Raw genomic sequence first — 15,999 nt, forward strand, 5'->3', positions numbered from 1 at the left:
CATCATTTCAATATTTCGACTATGAACCAAGCCACCTGGTCTGCTGTTGACAATTATTTCTGCGACTCCCTGATCCCCACCGACACTACGCTGACGCAGGCGCTGCTGGACAGTGATGCTGCCGGTCTGCCGCAACATCATGTGGCACCCAATCAGGGTAAGTTCTTGCACCTGCTGGTAAAGATGCAGGGGGCACGCAAGATCCTCGAATTTGGTACCCTGGGCGGCTACAGTACCATCTGGCTGGCGCGTGCCCTGCCTGAAGGCGGACGTGTCATCACGCTGGAAGCCAACCCGCAGGCAGCCGCAATTGCTGCGGCAAACATCGCCAGGGCAGGGGTGTCGCATCTGGTCGATATCCGTATCGGCAAGGCACTTGATACCTTGCCCTTGCTGGAACAGGAAGGACTTGGCCCTTTCGATTTTATTTTTATCGATGCCGACAAACCGAATAATCCGCATTACCTGGAATGGTCGCTGAAACTGTCACGTCCCGGCACCGTCATCATCGGTGACAACGTGGTACGCAATGGCGCGGTGGCTGATGCCGATAGTCAGGATGCCAATGTGCAGGGCGTGCGCCGCTTCTTTGAACTGATGGCCGCCAACCCGCGTTTGTCGGCAACCGCCATACAGACCGTAGGCAGCAAAGGCTTTGATGGTTTTTCCATGGCGATTGTGAATGCCTGATTGAGAAATTGAAACCGTAGCGAAATCGTCGGCAGATAAATACTGATCCCAGTTTTTGGGACAGACTTTCTTTTTCAATTTTGGGTGTAATGCCTGGAGCGATTGTGCATCGGTCATTTACATGGCAATCTTTGTTGTAACCGTAAGCGCCTTCCCCTTCAAGGGGAAGGTTGGGATGGGGATGGGTTCCCCGCGTAAAGTCATTTGTCGTTAATTGACCGAAACCCATCTCCACCCTATCCCTCCCCTTGAAAGGGAGGGGATCTAAAAGTCATTCTGTTTTGAGCAAATTATTCTGGGCCGCTATGCGTGGCATCTGGCCTATGCATATTCTGACTTACAAAGCCGCGGCGTAAATCGCCCGCGCATCTTCCTTCGTCACTTCACGTGGATTATTCCCCAGCAGGCGCGTTTGCAGCATGGCGTCGCTGGCGAGCTGGTCCAGGTCTTTCTCAGTGATGCCTACCTGGCTCAGGCGGGTTTCTATGCCTACTCTTACTGCCAGGTCTTCCATGGCCTTGATCATGGCGTGGCAACGCTGTTCTGCTGTACCTGTGGCTTCTGGTGCGATGATGGCGGCCAGTTCTGCATACAGTTCAGCCGCATGGCTGGCATTGAAGCGCAGCACGTGCGGCAAGACCAGGGAATTGGATAAGCCATGTGGTACATGGAAGATACCGCCTACCGGATAGGCCAGTGCGTGCACTGCTGCGCAGGGGGCATTGGCAAAGGATTGCCCGGCCAGCATGGCACCCAGCAACATGGCCTGGCGTGCTGCCAGGTTGCTGCCGTTGGTGCAGGCTTCATCGATGTTGTTCCACAGCAATTTCAAAGCCTGCACTGCCAGCATGTCCGACAGCGGATTCTTTTTATGCTTGGTCGTATAGGCTTCTATCGCATGCACCATGGCATCGATGCCTGTAGCAGCAGTGACCTTGGGCGGCAAGCCGGTAGTCAGTTGCGCATCGAGGATGGCGATGTCGGCATACAGTTGTGGCGCGACTACACCCATTTTGGTGGTGGCACCGGTGGTGACGATGGAGATAGGTGTCACTTCAGAACCGGTACCAGCCGTGGTCGGGATTTGTATCAGTGGCAGGCGTTTGCCTTTGACATTGCCTATGCCATACATGGTGGACAGGCTCTGGTCGCTGCCCGCCAGGATGGCAATGAGTTTGGCCACGTCCATGGAACTGCCGCCACCCAGGCCGACGACCAGTTCTACCTGCAAGTCACGGGCATTGTCTACGGCCTGCAAGACCACTGCTTCTGGCGGATCGGCAATCACGTCGGAGAAAATGCTGACTTTGAGTTGTTCCGTTTCCAGGCTATCGATGACAGGCTGGACCAGGCCTGTACGCAGGAACCCGGCATCGGTCACCAGCAGTACGTGGCTAATCGCTGGAAATTCCTGGCGTATGATTTTGCCCAGGCGCGCTGCTGCACCGGTTTGGCTGATCAGGCTGGGGACGGTTCTGAATTCAAAGTCATTCATCTTTATCTCATTTTCATTAAGACCGTAAACACGTTCTTAGCTCGTTATTGGGATATCTACCTTAGCACAAGCCGGCATTCTCTATTTATCCAGCAATTTCAACTCGCGCATCCAGTCGGCGTACAGGCTGGTCCAGTTGCGTACGCTGCCGCTGGTGGGTGTCATGCCAAAGCCATGGTCGCCGCGGCGGAAGGCGTGCAGCTCAGCCGGGGCACCGGCTTCCAGCAATTGCTGATAGATTTTGGCGGCAACCACCGGCACTGCCTTGGGGTCATCTGAGGCGTGGACAATAAATACGGGAGGTGTGTTCTTGCTCATCTTTGGTATTTTATTGCCAGGCAGGCCGGTGTAGACCAGGGCGATGAAGTCGGCCCGGTTGCTTATCTGCTCTACTGTGTCGGTGGCACTGCTATCACCGTCATTCTGGTCCGTCAATAATTGCAGGGCCATGATGCCGCCGGCAGAAAAGCCGAGTACGCCTATCTTCTTGCTGTCGATTTTCCAATCACTGGCATGCTGGCGCAGTACACGCATGGCGCGGCTGGTGTCCGCTGTCAGCGGTAGGATGGATTTCCAGTTGCGGTCACCGTCTGGTGCCAGCGTGCGGTATTTCAGTACTGCTGCGGTAATGCCTTGGGCATTCAACCAGTGCGCGGCTTCTATGCCTTCCTTGTCTATGCAGACATAACGAAAGCCGCCACCGGGTATCACCAGTACGGCGGTACCTGTTGCCTTGTCGGCAGGGGCAGGGTAGATCGTCAAAGTCGGTTTGCTGACGTAGCTGATGTATCTGTCCAGGCGACCGGTTTCATGTCTGTCTTCTGCTGTCTCGGCATGTTCATGTTGCAGACCAGGCGCGCCGTTTTGCCACAGGGGGATTTCAATTTCGGCTTGCGCTGAACAGGTGCTGCTAAGGAAGATCAGGCTGGCAAAGAGGGACGACAGGCAAATTTTCATTGTTAATTCCTAAGGATGGGAATGCAGTGTAAATCGACAGGTGCTGGCGGACGAGGATGGATGTCATCAGCCGGATTTGCATGTTGTCTGATTTGTAGCTGCTAGTCAAACAGGCAGCATGGCTTTACAACTGTTATGGCATAGGCTGTACCTTGTTGACGACAGCAGGCTTCTGTATAAAGGTCTGTGCTGCATTTTGCTCGTATTGTCTTGCCGGGCTGCAATAGCGCAATCTCTAAAACAAATCAAATAAAACTCAATATGGATATTTTTCTGTTAGCACTGGCGGCTTTTTTTGCCGGTTTTGTGGATTCTATCGTTGGTGGTGGTGGGCTGATACAAGTACCGGCCTTGTTCTCTTTCATGCCGGGAACCGTACCTGCGACGCTGTTGGGTACCAATAAAATGGCCGGTATCTGGGGGACGACGGTAGCGGCAGCGCGGTATATGAGGACAGTCAGCCTGCGCTGGAACATGGTTGCTCCGGCTGCCTTGATGGCGTTCATGTTTTCTTTTGCCGGGGCTTTCCTGGTCACACATATACCGCCTACCTATTTGCGCAAGGCTTTGCCTTTGATCTTGCTGGGCGTCGCCATCTATACCTTCAAGAAAAAAGAGTTTGGCGCGGACAATACACCTGTGTTTGCTGGCAGCAAAGAGACATATATGGCCATGCTGGTTGGCGCGGGGATAGGTTTTTACGATGGCTTCTTTGGCCCGGGCACGGGTAGCTTTTTCATGTTTTTGTTTGTGCGCTTCTTTGGCTACGACTTCCTGCGGGCTTCTGCTGTTGCCAAGGTATTGAATGTTGCCTGCAATACGGCGGCCCTGATCTGGTTCGGATATAGCGGTCACGTACTGTGGATGCTGGGTTTGACGATGGCAGTATGTGGCGTCGGCGGTTCTATTTTAGGTAGTCATTTGGCAATAAAACATGGTACTTCATTTGTACGCAAGATGTTCCTTGGCGTGGTTGTGGCCTTGATCTGCAAGACTACCTATGATGCCTTCTTCAAATGAACTGTTTCACGTGAAACAATCCGACGGTTAAAAATGGGGCTTCGGCCCCATTTTTTATGTCTTGATGCCAGTGTTTCACGTGAAACATAGGTCTAAATGAAAAGAGAATCTTTAGTTGGCTAAAGTTTGTTCGCAAAACAAACTATAATCGTGCCTCCCAGATCCAAGTTTCTCAGAAATCCATCATGTTTTATCCTAAAGAATTCGATGTTATCGTCGTCGGCGGCGGTCACGCCGGTACCGAAGCCGCCCTGGCTGCCGCCCGTATGGGGCAGACTACCCTATTGTTGACCCATAATATTGAGACTCTTGGTCAGATGTCCTGCAATCCATCCATAGGTGGAATAGGCAAGGGGCACCTGGTCAAAGAGGTTGATGCCATGGGTGGTGCCATGGCGATTGCCACGGATGAGGCAGGCATACAGTTTCGCATCCTGAATTCATCCAAGGGGCCTGCCGTGCGCGCTACCCGCGCCCAGGCGGACCGTATCCTGTACAAGCAAGCCATACGCAGTCGCCTGGAAAATCAGCCTAATCTGTGGCTGTTCCAGCAGGCGGTCGATGATTTACTGGTTGAAGGCAATCGTGTCGTCGGTGCCGTGACCCAGGTTGGCATCAAGTTTCGTGCCCGTGCTGTCGTGCTTACGGCAGGTACTTTCCTGGATGGGAAGATCCACGTGGGCTTGAATAATTACTCGGCAGGTCGTGCCGGTGATCCACCAGCCATATCCCTGTCTGCCCGTTTGAAAGAATTGGCGCTGCCACAAGGGCGATTGAAGACAGGTACGCCACCCCGTATTGATGGCCGCAGCATCGATTTTTCGCAGATGCAAGAGCAGCCGGGTGATCTGGACCCGGTGCCAGTGTTCTCATACATGGGCAATACCAGCATGCATCCAAGGCAGTTGCCATGCTGGATTACCCATACCAATGAAAAAACCCACGATATTATTCGTGCTGGTCTGGACCGTAGCCCCATGTACACCGGGGTTATTGAAGGGGTAGGGCCACGCTATTGTCCATCGATAGAAGACAAGATACACCGTTTCGCCAGCAAGGAATCGCACCAGATTTTCCTGGAGCCTGAAGGCCTGACGACGAATGAGTTTTACCCCAATGGTATATCTACCAGCCTGCCTTTTGATGTGCAGCTGGACCTGGTACGCTCCATGCGCGGTATGGAAAACGCTTACATCCTGCGCCCTGGCTATGCGATTGAATATGATTACTTTGACCCGCGCGGTTTGAAATCCTCACTGGAAACCCGTCAGATCGAGGGCCTGTTCTTTGCCGGACAGATCAATGGTACGACTGGTTACGAAGAAGCGGCGGCACAGGGTATGTTGGCTGGCCTGAATGCCGCACTGAAAACTCAGGGCAAGGAAGCCTGGGTACCGCGCCGAGATGAAGCATATCTGGGCGTGCTGGTGGATGACCTCATTACCAAGGGAGTACAAGAACCCTATCGCATGTTCACCAGCCGTGCTGAATTCCGCCTTAGTCTGCGTGAAGATAATGCCGATATGCGCCTGACCGAGATAGGTCGCAAGCTGGGCTGTGTCAGCGATGCGCAGTGGCAGCAGTTTGAAGAAAAGCGTGAAAGTGTTTCACGTGAAATGGAAAGGCTACGCTCGACCTGGGTCAATCCACGCATCCTCGCAGATGTTGAAGCCGAGCGTGTCGTTGGCAAGGCTTTGGAGCGTGAGTATTCCCTGGCTGATCTATTGCGTCGCCCGCAAGTGACCTATGAAAGCCTGATGAGTCTGCATGGTGTGGAAGGGCAGGCGCTGGCTGGCCCGGGTGTGCTCGATCCGCATGTGCGCGAACAGGTTGAGATACAGGTTAAATATGCCGGTTATATCGACAGGCAGGCCAAAGAGGTTGAACGCCATGCGCATTATGAAAACCTGAAAATGCCGGTCGCTTTTGATTATATGGAAGTGAACGGTCTTTCTATCGAGGTCAGGCAAAAACTGAATAAACACCAGCCCGAAAGCCTGGGCCAGTGTGGCCGTATTTCTGGCGTGACGCCAGCGGCGATTTCCCTGCTTTTGGTACACCTGAAAAAACGCGGTTTTAAAGAGTTTATGGTGAATACGGATGTTTTAGTCGAGGGCCAGGCGGAATGATTCACGTGGAACATGCACTGACAGACATGCTTAAAAGCGGTATTCAGGAATTACAACTGGATATCCCAGATGAGCAAATAGCTAAAATGATTGCTTATTTGTTATTATTGTCAAAATGGAATTCAGTTTATAATTTAACATCAATCCGCGATCCCAAAGAAATGGTGAAGCAGCATTTGCTGGATTCGCTGTCGGCAGCGCCCGCCTTCAAGGATGCCAAAAATGTGCTGGATGTGGGCGCAGGTGGTGGCTTGCCCGGCATGATGCTGGCTATCGCCTACCCGGCGATCAAAATTTCCATGATCGATACCGTCAGTAAAAAGACGGCTTTTCTGACCCAGGCCAAGACCGAGCTTGGCTTGAAAAACGTGACGGTGCATACCGGCAGGGTAGAAGCGCTACAGGTGAAAGAGCCATTTGATGTCATCACGTCGCGGGCTTTTTCTGAACTCTGCAATTTCATCAACTGGTCAGGCCATCTGCTTGCCGATGGTGGACAGTTCATTGCCATGAAAGGCATCGCCCCGAATCAAGAGATTGAACGTCTGCCAGATGGCTGGCAGGTAGAAAAAATGCAAGCCCTCACGGTGCCAGGTCTACAGGCCGAACGCCACCTCGTCTTTATCAAAAAACAGCTGGCCCCGGCTTGATCCTACGGAAATCTTTTATGGCAAAAATCTTTTGTGTTGCAAATCAAAAAGGTGGCGTGGGCAAAACCACGACCACTGTCAATCTCGCCGCAGGGCTGGCACAACTTAATCAACGTGTCTTGCTGGTAGATCTCGATCCTCAGGGTAATGCCACCATGGGCGCGGGTATCAACAAGTCAAAACTGACAGCTTCCATCTATGAAGTTTTGCTGGGCATGTCGGACGTGACAACGGCGAAACTGCGTTCCGAATCCGGTCGTTTTGATGTCTTGCCCGCCAACCGCGAGCTGGCTGGTGCCGAAGTCGAAATGGTGTCCCTGGATAACCGCGACAAGCGCCTGCGTGAAGCGCTGTCCAAGGTGGATGCAGATTATGACTTCATCCTCATCGATTGCCCACCGGCCTTGTCCTTGCTGACACTGAACGGCCTGTGCGCTGCGCATGGCGTAATCATCCCCATGCAATGCGAATACTATGCGCTGGAAGGTTTGTCTGACCTGGCCAATACCATCAAGAAAGTCTCTGCCAACCTGAACCCGGATCTGAAAATTGTTGGTCTGCTGCGCGTGATGTTTGACCCGCGTATGACGCTGTCGCAACAAGTGTCTGATCAGCTGGAACAGCATTTTGGCGACAAGGTTTTCAAGACCCTGATCCCGCGCAATGTCCGTCTGGCAGAAGCACCTTCCTACGGTATCCCCGGCGTAGTGTTTGACCCGGCATCCAAGGGGGCGCAGGCGTATATCGCTTTTGGCGCGGAGATGGTGGAAAGAATTAAACAACTGGATAAATAAGTATGTCGATCAAAAAACAAAAAGGCCTGGGCCGTGGCCTCGACGCCCTGCTCGGCAACGCCGCCGACTTTGCAGAAGCTGTACCAACCGTGACCGGTGCACCTACAAGCCTGAACGTAGCCCACATGCAGGCCGGTAAATACCAGCCGCGTACCCGTATGGACGAAGGCGCGCTGGCCGAGCTGGCTGCGTCCATCAAGGCCCAGGGCCTGATGCAACCTATCCTGGTACGGCCAGTAGGGCAGAACAATGGCGTAACCCGTTACGAAATCATCGCCGGTGAGCGCCGTTTCCGCGCTTCCCAAATGGCAGGTCTGGAAGAAGTGCCGGTACTGGTCAAGGATGTGGATGACCAGGCCGCCGCCGCCATGGCCCTGATTGAAAATATTCAGCGCGAAGATCTCAATCCGCTGGAAGAAGCGCAGGGCATACACCGCCTCATCACGGATTTTTCTTTCACCCATGAACAGGCGGCTAACGCCGTAGGGCGTTCACGCAGCGCCGTGTCGAATCTTTTGCGTCTGCTGAACCTGGCGAAGCCGGTGCAGACCATGCTGATGGCTGGCGACATTGACATGGGCCATGCCCGTTCGCTGCTGGTGACAGATGCTGCCACCCAGATACAGCTGGCCAACCAGATCGTTGCCAGACGCATGTCGGTGCGAGAAGCAGAAAAGCTGGTGGCAAAAACCACGGCTGAAATGAGTGCCACCGGCAAGCCGCGTGACAAGGCAGAAAAATCACGCGACATCACCCGCCTGGAAGAAGAGTTGTCCGATTTGCTGGCGACCCAGGTTGCCCTTAAATTAGGCAGCAAGGGCAGGGGGCAGATGCTGATCGACTTTGCTGATTTGGATAGCCTCGATGGCATCATCCTGAAAATACGCGGACAGTAAAAAGATTACACCCATGCAGATACTGATCTTACCCGGCCTGTATAACTCCGGCCCCGGTCACTGGCAAACGCTTTGGGAAGCCGAATTACCGGATGTCAAAAGAGTAGAGCAGCAAGACTGGGATCATCCGGTCAAGGATGCATGGGTTGCCACTTTGTCAGCGGCTGTGAATGCGGCTACTGACGAGGTGGTGCTGGTTGCCCATAGCATGGGTTGCGCGCTGACTGCCTGGTGGCTGGCTTCCGGCATGCCGGGTGTGCTGAATAAAAGCAAGGTCAGGGCGGCGCTACTGGTGGCGCCACCGGACGTGGGCCGGGCAGATTTTCCTGCGCCGAGTTTTAGTCCCATGCCTCTAATCCCTTTTCCTTTCCCTGTTGCGGTAGTGGCATCGAACGATGATCCCTGGTGTGATTTGTCAGTTGCACAAGACTGGGCAAAGGAATGGGGTGCCGAAATGCACATTATTGGTGCAGCAGGACATATTAATGGCGAATCTGGTCTGGGCAGCTGGAAGCAAGGCCAGGACTGGCTCAACGCATTAGTTGCAAAAACGGAAAAAGTGAAACAATAGTAAAATAAGCACCAAAATGTTGCATTTTTATGCAATGCACCAAACGTATGACCTTATGCATCAAACGTTTGACGTTACAACGCACTAGCACGTATAATTCCGTGGTTTTGATCGGCGAGGATTTGCGCTGCCCGGTTATATCGTGGCAAGCCAGACAAATTCAACGGTCACATGAATAAATATTAGGACTTACGCAAAATTGTCCCCCGCATAGCCAGGTAAAGGCGACTGTAGCCAGGTCGGACCTGCGGCTTGACCAAGCCGGCGAAATTTTGCGTAAGTCCTGGATAAATGAGGGAAGCATGACACGCATCATACTGCTGCAACTGGTGGCAGCGCTGGTCGCGGGCTTGCTGGCTGGAATTTTTGGCAATATTTCTTACGGTCTCTCCGCCCTGTTTGGGGGATTGTCCTGTGCGATTCCAAATGCCTTGTTCGCGTTGCGCCTGACCATAAGCGCCCGGAGGCCCGGAGGAGCAAATCCGATGAGTTTTTTCATCGGGGAATTTTTCAAAGTTATATCGACAGTCGCGCTGATGGCAGCGGTTGTCTTCTGGTACCCCGATGTCAACTGGCCGGCCTTTTTGATCGCCTTCATCGTTGTACTGAAAAGCTATTTCATTTTACTCTTTAGGCACTGATCATGAGCTCAGCTGAACAAGTCACTCCGTCAGAATATATCACCCATCACCTTGGGCATCTGACTAACCATGGCCACCATGCGCAAACCTCATTGTGGGATATGTCGTATCTGAATATTGATACGGTTATCTGGTCCGTCGTTTGCGGCTTGCTGGGTTCCATCATTATGTACATGGCAGCACGCAAGGCAACTTCTGGTGTGCCAGGTCGTTTCCAGTGTGCAGTTGAAATGCTTATCGAAATGGTGGACAACAATGCAAAAAGCATAGTTCACGGCAACACCAGCTTCATCGCTCCTATGGCTTTGTCCGTATTTGTCTGGGTATTGCTGATGAACTCCCTGGATTTCCTGCCAGTCGACCTGTTTTCCCAATGGTTGTTCCCTGTTCTGGGTCTGGACCATGAAATGCCACACCGCGTTGTCCCTACTGCTGACTTGAATGGTACTCTGGGTATCTCCATCGGTATCTTTGGCCTGATGATGTACTACAGCTTCAAGATCAAAGGCGTAGGCGGCTTCATCAAAGAATTGTTCAGCGCACCGTTTGGTCCAATGATGTTCCCGTTCAATTTTATGTTGAACGTCGTTGAATACGCAGCCAAGACTTTCTCACTCGGTATGCGGTTGTTCGGTAACATGTTCGCCGGTGAATTGTTGTTCCTGTTGATCGCAGCTTTGCTGGGTGCCTCTGGTTCTCTGTTCGGCGGTATTGGTCATCTGGTACTGGGCTCTGCCTGGTCCATCTTCCACATCCTGATCGTACCTCTGCAAGCGTTTATTTTCATGATGCTGACACTGGTTTACATGGGTCAGGCTCACGAAGCGCATTAATTAAGTTTTGAAGTTTCAGGTTTTTGGTTTTAGTTTTGGTTTTAGTTTTTTGATTTTGGTATTTTAATTTTAACTTTCTAGGAGTTTTCTCATGACTAACGTCGCTTTCGTTGCATTGGCTTGTGGTTTGATCATCGGTTTGGGCGCTTTGGGTGCTTGTATCGGTATCGCTATGATGGGTGGTAAATATCTGGAAGCGTCTGCTCGTCAACCAGAATTGATGGAAAAACTGCAAGGTAAAATGTTGTTGCTGGCTGGTCTGATCGATGCTGCGTTCATTATCGGTGTTGGTATCGCCATGTTCTTCGCAACTGCTAACCCATTCAAAGGCTAATAGCTTTCCTTTTTCTACCGCAGGCCCAGTGCCTGCGGAACGATTAATTTGATAAGGAAACTAAAGTGAATCTGAATCTATCCATGTGGTACCAGGCAGGGGTGTTTATCATCCTGGCCTTGTTTACTGCAAAATTCATCTGGCCACCAGTTATTGGTGCGATCGATGAGCGCATGAAGCGCATTGCAGATGGTTTGGCTGCAGCTGACAAGGGCAAGGCTGAACTGGTCTTGGTCCAAAAGCAAATGCAAGCTGAATTGGCAAAAGCTGGTGAAGAGAGCAAAACACATATCATCAACGCAGAAAAACGCGCTGCTCTGATCGTTGAAGAAGCTCGCAACACTGCTGCTGCTGAAGCTGCCCGCATTATTGCTACAGCAAAAGCTGATGCTGACAATCAAGTAACCAAAGCACGCGAAGAATTGCGCGACCAGGTTGCCGCGTTGGCAGTCAAAGGTGCAGAACAAATTCTGAAACGTGAAGTTAATGCATCTGCTCACGCTGATCTGTTGACCCAACTGAAAACCGAGCTGTAATCATGGCCGAAATCGCAACGATCGCTCGTCCTTACGCAGAAGCGCTGTTTCGTGTTGCCCAAACCGGTAACCTGTCCGCCTGGTCGGAACTGGTTACCGAGATGGCACAGGTAGGTGCGCATCCCGATGTACAAGCTCTTGCACACAACCCCAAAGTCTCGGCTGATCAAAAAGCTGAGATTTTCTTGTCTGCGATCAAATCTCCAGTGACTGCTGAAGCGAAAAACTTCATCAACACACTCGCTGATTATGACCGTCTGACTTTGTTGCCGGAAATCGCTTTCCAGTTTCATGCTCTGAAAAACGCCCTCGAAGGCGCTGCAGATGCTGAAGTGACTAGCGCATTTGAAATCTCGGCAGCTCAGTTGAGCGAGCTCTCAGTGCTGTTGGAAAAGAAATTTGGCCGCAAGTTGCACCCTACAGTCAAAGTGGATTCCTCTTTGATCGGTGGTGTACGCATCGTGGTTGGTGATCAGGTGCTCGACACGTCGGTACGCGCGAAGCTGCAGAAAATGCACGTCGCCCTGACCGCGTAAGAACGTAATAAATATTAGGAGTTAGTATGCAACTCAACCCATCTGAAATCAGCGAGCTGATCAAGAGCCGGATTCAAGGCCTTGGCGACACAGCTGAGATTCGCAATCAAGGTACGGTTATCTCCGTTACCGACGGTATCTGCCGCATTCACGGTCTGTCTGACGCGATGCAAGGTGAGATGCTGGAATTCCCAGGCAATACATTTGGTCTGGCACTGAACCTGGAACGTGATTCCGTTGGCGCCGTTATTTTGGGTGACTACGAGCACATCTCCGAAGGCGATACAGTTAAATGTACCGGCCGTATTCTGGAAGTGCCTATCGGTCCTGAACTGCGTGGTCGTGTAGTTAACGCGCTGGGTCAGCCTATCGACGGCAAAGGTCCTATCAATGCAAAATTGTCCGCGCCGATCGAAAAAATCGCGCCTGGCGTTATTGCACGTCAATCCGTTTCTGAACCTATGCAAACTGGCCTGAAGTCTATCGACTCCATGGTTCCGGTTGGTCGTGGTCAGCGCGAATTGATCATTGGCGATCGTCAAACTGGTAAAACAGCTGTTGCGATCGATGCCGTGATCAATCAAAAAGGTCAAAACGTTACATGTATCTATGTAGCGATTGGTCAAAAAGCGTCTTCCGTTAAAAACGTTGTGCGCGCTCTCGAAGCCCACGGCGCCATGGAATACACCATCGTTGTTGCTGCTACTGCTGCTGAATCTGCAGCGATGCAATACGTATCCGCTTACTCCGGTTGCGCGATGGGTGAATACTTCCGTGACCGCGGTCAAGATGCACTGATCATTTATGATGATCTGTCCAAACAAGCTGTTGCTTACCGTCAGGTATCCCTGTTGCTGCGCCGCCCACCAGGCCGCGAAGCTTACCCAGGTGACGTATTCTATTTGCACAGCCGTTTGCTGGAACGTGCAGCTCGCGTGAATCCAGACTACGTTGAAGCTTTCACCAAAGGTGAAGTTAAAGGTAAAACAGGTTCTTTGACAGCATTGCCTATCATTGAAACTCAAGCTGGTGACGTTTCCGCTTTCGTTCCTACCAACGTAATTTCGATTACTGACGGTCAGATCTTCCTGGAAACATCCTTGTTCAATGCAGGTATCCGTCCAGCGATTAACGCTGGTATCTCGGTTTCCCGCGTTGGTGGTGCTGCTCAGACTAAAGTTATCAAAAACTTGTCCGGCGGTATCCGTAATGACTTGGCGCAGTACCGTGAATTGGCTGCGTTTGCCCAGTTCGCTTCTGACCTCGATGAAGTAACACGCAAGCAGCTCGATCGTGGTGCCCGCGTTACTGAATTGTTGAAGCAAGCTCAATATGCTCCACTGTCTATCTCCCTGATGGCCGTTACATTGTTCTCCGTGAACAAAGGCTTCCTGGATGATGTACCGGTCAAGCAAGTGCTGGCATTCGAAGCAGGCGTGCACAATTTCATGAAAACGAGCCATGCAGCATTGCTGCAGAAGATCGAAGAAACCAAGCAACTGGACAAAGATGGCGAAGCTGCCATGGCTGCCGCAATTGCTGATTTCAAAAAATCCGGCGCCTATTAATTTACTGTAGCTAGAAGGAGTCAATACTCATGGCTGCAGGCAAAGAGATACGTGGCAAGATCAAAAGCGTAGAAAATACGAAGAAGATCACGAAGGCGATGGAAATGGTCGCCGCATCCAAAATGCGTAAAGCGCAAGACCGGATGCGTGCGGCTCGCCCGTACAGTGAAAAAATTCGTACGATTACGGCTAACTTGTCACAGGCCAACCCAGAGTACACGCATCCTTTTATGGTGCAACAAGATCTGTCCAAGAAAGTTGGCGTGATTGTTGTAACGACAGATAAAGGTTTGTGTGGCGGTCTCAACACCAACGTGTTGCGTCTGGTCACCAGCAAAATGCGTGAACTCGAGGGCAAGGGTTCAAAGATAGAAGCAGTCGCAATTGGTAATAAAGGTCTCGGCTTCCTGAACCGCGTAGGTGCGCAAGTTGTTTCCCATGTCACACAATTGGGCGACACTCCTCACCTCGACAAACTGATAGGTCCAGTCAAAGTTTTGCTGGACGCGTATCAGGAAGGCAAGCTGGACGCGGTTTACCTGAGTTATACAAGATTTATCAACACCATGAAGCAAGAGCCGGTGATGGAGCAGTTGTTGCCCCTGACAGCGGACAAACTGGCGACAGATAAAAATGCCCATACCTGGGATTATCTGTATGAGCCAGATGCTGCAACGGTTATTGATGAATTGTTGATACGTTATGTAGAAGCACTGATTTTCCAGGCTGTAGCGGAAAACATGGCATCTGAACAGTCGGCCCGTATGGTGGCGATGAAATCAGCAACTGATAACGCAGGTAACGTGATTGGCGAACTGAAACTGGTTTATAACAAAACCCGTCAAGCCGCCATTACCAAAGAGCTCTCCGAGATCGTCGCCGGCGCGGCAGCGGTCTAAACTGAATTTAAATATTAAGAAGGAACGAACATGGCTAATGGCAAAATCGTTCAGTGTATCGGCGCTGTTGTGGACGTTGAATTTCCACGCGACGCGATGCCTAAGATTTATGACGCCTTGAAAATGGAAGGCTCCGAGCTGACATTGGAAGTTCAGCAGCAATTGGGTGACGGCATTGTCCGTACCATTGCTCTGGGTACTTCTGATGGTCTGCGTCGCGGCATGACTATTTCCAACACTGGCAACCCTATCATGGTACCAACCGGCAAAGCAACGCTGGGTCGCATCATGGACGTACTGGGTAACCCTATCGATGAATGCGGTCCTGTCAGCCACGAGCAGACAGCATCCATCCACCGTAAAGCCCCTGCATACGACGAACTGTCCCCATCCCAGGAATTGCTGGAAACCGGTATCAAAGTTATTGATCTGGTTTGCCCATTCGCTAAAGGTGGTAAGGTCGGTCTGTTCGGTGGTGCGGGTGTGGGCAAGACCGTGAACATGATGGAACTGATCAACAACATCGCCAAGGCACACAGCGGTTTATCCGTGTTTGCCGGTGTGGGTGAGCGTACTCGTGAGGGTAATGACTTCTACCACGAAATGGCTGACGCAAAAGTGGTTGATCTGGAAAATCCAGAAAACTCCAAAGTTGCGATGGTGTACGGTCAGATGAATGAACCACCAGGTAACCGTCTGCGCGTTGCTCTGACAGGTTTGACGATTGCTGAAGGTTTCCGTGACGAAGGCAAAGACGTTTTGTTCTTCGTGGATAACATCTACCGTTACACACTGGCCGGTACTGAAGTATCAGCTTTGCTGGGTCGTATGCCTTCCGCCGTGGGTTATCAACCTACGCTGGCTGAAGAAATGGGCCGTCTGCAAGAGCGTATTACATCCACTAAAACTGGTTCGATCACATCGATCCAGGCCGTGTATGTTCCAGCGGATGACTTGACCGATCCATCTCCAGCAACCACGTTTGCTCACTTGGATTCCACCGTTGTTCTGTCCCGTGACATCGCTTCCCTGGGTATCTACCCTGCGGTTGATCCACTGGATTCAACATCCCGTCAGCTGGACCCACAAGTGGTTGGTGTAGAGCACTATGAAACAGCCCGCGCTGTTCAAGGTACTTTGCAGCGCTACAAAGAATTGCGTGACATTATCGCGATTCTGGGTATGGATGAATTGGCTCCTGAAGACAAACTGCTGGTCGCACGTGCACGTAAGATGCAGCGTTTCCTGTCTCAGCCTTTCCACGTTGCTGAAGTGTTTACCGGTGCTCCAGGTAAATACGTTTCCTTGAAAGAAACGATCCGTGGTTTCAAAATGATCGCTTCCGGCGAACTCGATCACCTGCCAGAACAAGCGTTCTACATGGTAGGTACTATCGACGAAGCAATCGAAAAAGCGAAAAAACTGGCTGCTGCTTAATTAATTAAGCGCA

The 15,999-nt window shown here is 51.6% G+C and carries 17 protein-coding genes; 15 read left to right on the top strand and 2 right to left on the bottom strand.

The features are described 5' to 3' along the window. Positions 1-21 precede the first annotated feature (21 nt). Positions 22-690, top strand: coding sequence for an O-methyltransferase (locus ACO0LK_RS07435; protein ID WP_422973680.1), 669 nt, complete (start codon positions 22-24; stop codon positions 688-690). Positions 691-1,027: 337 nt separating this feature from the next. Here the strand turns inward: ACO0LK_RS07435 and ACO0LK_RS07440 are convergent, their stop codons facing one another. Together ACO0LK_RS07440 and ACO0LK_RS07445 are read right to left on the bottom strand one after the other, a co-directional pair. Then, on the bottom strand, positions 1,028-2,185 hold the full coding sequence (locus ACO0LK_RS07440; RefSeq protein ID WP_422973682.1) for an iron-containing alcohol dehydrogenase: 1,158 nt from the start codon (positions 2,183-2,185) through the stop codon (positions 1,028-1,030). A gap of 81 nt (positions 2,186-2,266) precedes the next feature. Continuing rightward, the gene (locus ACO0LK_RS07445; protein WP_422973684.1) at positions 2,267-3,142 is read right to left on the bottom strand and encodes an alpha/beta hydrolase; all 876 of its coding nucleotides are present in this window, start codon (positions 3,140-3,142) and stop codon (positions 2,267-2,269) included. Positions 3,143-3,403: 261 nt separating this feature from the next. Between ACO0LK_RS07445 and ACO0LK_RS07450 the strand changes: the two genes are divergently transcribed. From ACO0LK_RS07450 to atpD, 14 genes are all read left to right on the top strand, one after another. Further along, positions 3,404-4,162, top strand: coding sequence for a TSUP family transporter (locus ACO0LK_RS07450; protein ID WP_422973686.1), 759 nt, complete (start codon positions 3,404-3,406; stop codon positions 4,160-4,162). A gap of 185 nt (positions 4,163-4,347) precedes the next feature. Beyond that, complete coding sequence (gene mnmG / locus ACO0LK_RS07455) at positions 4,348-6,291, top strand: tRNA uridine-5-carboxymethylaminomethyl(34) synthesis enzyme MnmG (RefSeq protein WP_422973688.1); 1,944 nt, start codon at positions 4,348-4,350, stop codon at positions 6,289-6,291. Further along, positions 6,288-6,941, top strand: a complete 654-nt coding sequence (rsmG, locus tag ACO0LK_RS07460; protein ID WP_422973690.1) for a 16S rRNA (guanine(527)-N(7))-methyltransferase RsmG — start codon at positions 6,288-6,290, stop codon at positions 6,939-6,941. Before mnmG ends, rsmG begins: the two co-directional genes overlap by 4 nt. Before the next feature lie 17 nt (positions 6,942-6,958). Next, positions 6,959-7,735 (top strand): ParA family protein, encoded by a 777-nt coding sequence (locus tag ACO0LK_RS07465; protein ID WP_186945789.1) that lies wholly within the window; start codon positions 6,959-6,961, stop codon positions 7,733-7,735. 2 nt (positions 7,736-7,737) lie between these two features. Then, the gene (locus tag ACO0LK_RS07470; protein WP_422973693.1) at positions 7,738-8,631 is read left to right on the top strand and encodes a ParB/RepB/Spo0J family partition protein; all 894 of its coding nucleotides are present in this window, start codon (positions 7,738-7,740) and stop codon (positions 8,629-8,631) included. Positions 8,632-8,644: 13 nt separating this feature from the next. Next, positions 8,645-9,202 carry an RBBP9/YdeN family alpha/beta hydrolase gene (locus tag ACO0LK_RS07475; protein WP_422973695.1) on the top strand — a complete coding sequence of 186 codons (558 nt, stop codon included), beginning with the start codon at positions 8,645-8,647 and terminating at the stop codon, positions 9,200-9,202. 302 nt (positions 9,203-9,504) lie between these two features. Beyond that, positions 9,505-9,843, top strand: a complete 339-nt coding sequence (locus tag ACO0LK_RS07480) for an ATP synthase subunit I (RefSeq protein WP_422973697.1) — start codon at positions 9,505-9,507, stop codon at positions 9,841-9,843. A gap of 2 nt (positions 9,844-9,845) precedes the next feature. Next, positions 9,846-10,676 carry a F0F1 ATP synthase subunit A gene (gene atpB, locus ACO0LK_RS07485; RefSeq protein ID WP_186945793.1) on the top strand — a complete coding sequence of 277 codons (831 nt, stop codon included), beginning with the start codon at positions 9,846-9,848 and terminating at the stop codon, positions 10,674-10,676. A gap of 91 nt (positions 10,677-10,767) precedes the next feature. Next, positions 10,768-11,010 carry a F0F1 ATP synthase subunit C gene (gene atpE / locus ACO0LK_RS07490; RefSeq protein ID WP_110254369.1) on the top strand — a complete coding sequence of 81 codons (243 nt, stop codon included), beginning with the start codon at positions 10,768-10,770 and terminating at the stop codon, positions 11,008-11,010. 65 nt (positions 11,011-11,075) lie between these two features. Further along, positions 11,076-11,546 carry a F0F1 ATP synthase subunit B gene (locus ACO0LK_RS07495; RefSeq protein WP_186945794.1) on the top strand — a complete coding sequence of 157 codons (471 nt, stop codon included), beginning with the start codon at positions 11,076-11,078 and terminating at the stop codon, positions 11,544-11,546. A 2-nt stretch (positions 11,547-11,548) separates the two neighbouring features. Further along, entirely contained in the window at positions 11,549-12,082 is a 534-nt protein-coding gene (locus ACO0LK_RS07500) for a F0F1 ATP synthase subunit delta (protein ID WP_422973700.1), read from the top strand. Positions 12,083-12,108: 26 nt separating this feature from the next. Further along, on the top strand, positions 12,109-13,650 hold the full coding sequence (atpA, locus tag ACO0LK_RS07505) for a F0F1 ATP synthase subunit alpha (RefSeq protein ID WP_162044016.1): 1,542 nt from the start codon (positions 12,109-12,111) through the stop codon (positions 13,648-13,650). Between the two features lie 29 nt (positions 13,651-13,679). After that, entirely contained in the window at positions 13,680-14,549 is an 870-nt protein-coding gene (gene atpG / locus ACO0LK_RS07510; RefSeq protein WP_422951670.1) for a F0F1 ATP synthase subunit gamma, read from the top strand. 30 nt (positions 14,550-14,579) lie between these two features. Next, complete coding sequence (gene atpD / locus ACO0LK_RS07515) at positions 14,580-15,986, top strand: F0F1 ATP synthase subunit beta (protein WP_186945797.1); 1,407 nt, start codon at positions 14,580-14,582, stop codon at positions 15,984-15,986. The last annotated feature ends 13 nt before the right edge of the window (positions 15,987-15,999 follow it).

This window comes from Undibacterium sp. Ji49W (assembly GCF_049340205.1).
Taxonomy (GTDB): Bacteria; Pseudomonadota; Gammaproteobacteria; order Burkholderiales; family Burkholderiaceae_D; genus Undibacterium.

Bases quoted from the DNA above. Each gene is read 5' to 3' on its own strand.
- atpE (WP_110254369.1), top strand. From the start codon at position 10,768: ATGACTAACGTCGCTTTCGTTGCATTGGCTTGTGGTTTGATCATCGGT.
- rsmG (WP_422973690.1), top strand. From the start codon at position 6,288: ATGATTCACGTGGAACATGCACTGACAGACATGCTTAAAAGCGGTATT.
- mnmG (WP_422973688.1), top strand. From the start codon at position 4,348: ATGTTTTATCCTAAAGAATTCGATGTTATCGTCGTCGGCGGCGGTCAC.
- ACO0LK_RS07445 (WP_422973684.1), bottom strand. From the start codon at position 3,142: ATGAAAATTTGCCTGTCGTCCCTCTTTGCCAGCCTGATCTTCCTTAGC.
- ACO0LK_RS07480 (WP_422973697.1), top strand. From the start codon at position 9,505: ATGACACGCATCATACTGCTGCAACTGGTGGCAGCGCTGGTCGCGGGC.
- ACO0LK_RS07500 (WP_422973700.1), top strand. From the start codon at position 11,549: ATGGCCGAAATCGCAACGATCGCTCGTCCTTACGCAGAAGCGCTGTTT.
- ACO0LK_RS07450 (WP_422973686.1), top strand. From the start codon at position 3,404: ATGGATATTTTTCTGTTAGCACTGGCGGCTTTTTTTGCCGGTTTTGTG.
- atpB (WP_186945793.1), top strand. From the start codon at position 9,846: ATGAGCTCAGCTGAACAAGTCACTCCGTCAGAATATATCACCCATCAC.
- ACO0LK_RS07465 (WP_186945789.1), top strand. From the start codon at position 6,959: ATGGCAAAAATCTTTTGTGTTGCAAATCAAAAAGGTGGCGTGGGCAAA.
- atpG (WP_422951670.1), top strand. From the start codon at position 13,680: ATGGCTGCAGGCAAAGAGATACGTGGCAAGATCAAAAGCGTAGAAAAT.
- atpA (WP_162044016.1), top strand. From the start codon at position 12,109: ATGCAACTCAACCCATCTGAAATCAGCGAGCTGATCAAGAGCCGGATT.
- ACO0LK_RS07470 (WP_422973693.1), top strand. From the start codon at position 7,738: ATGTCGATCAAAAAACAAAAAGGCCTGGGCCGTGGCCTCGACGCCCTG.
- ACO0LK_RS07475 (WP_422973695.1), top strand. From the start codon at position 8,645: ATGCAGATACTGATCTTACCCGGCCTGTATAACTCCGGCCCCGGTCAC.
- ACO0LK_RS07440 (WP_422973682.1), bottom strand. From the start codon at position 2,185: ATGAATGACTTTGAATTCAGAACCGTCCCCAGCCTGATCAGCCAAACC.
- atpD (WP_186945797.1), top strand. From the start codon at position 14,580: ATGGCTAATGGCAAAATCGTTCAGTGTATCGGCGCTGTTGTGGACGTT.
- ACO0LK_RS07435 (WP_422973680.1), top strand. From the start codon at position 22: ATGAACCAAGCCACCTGGTCTGCTGTTGACAATTATTTCTGCGACTCC.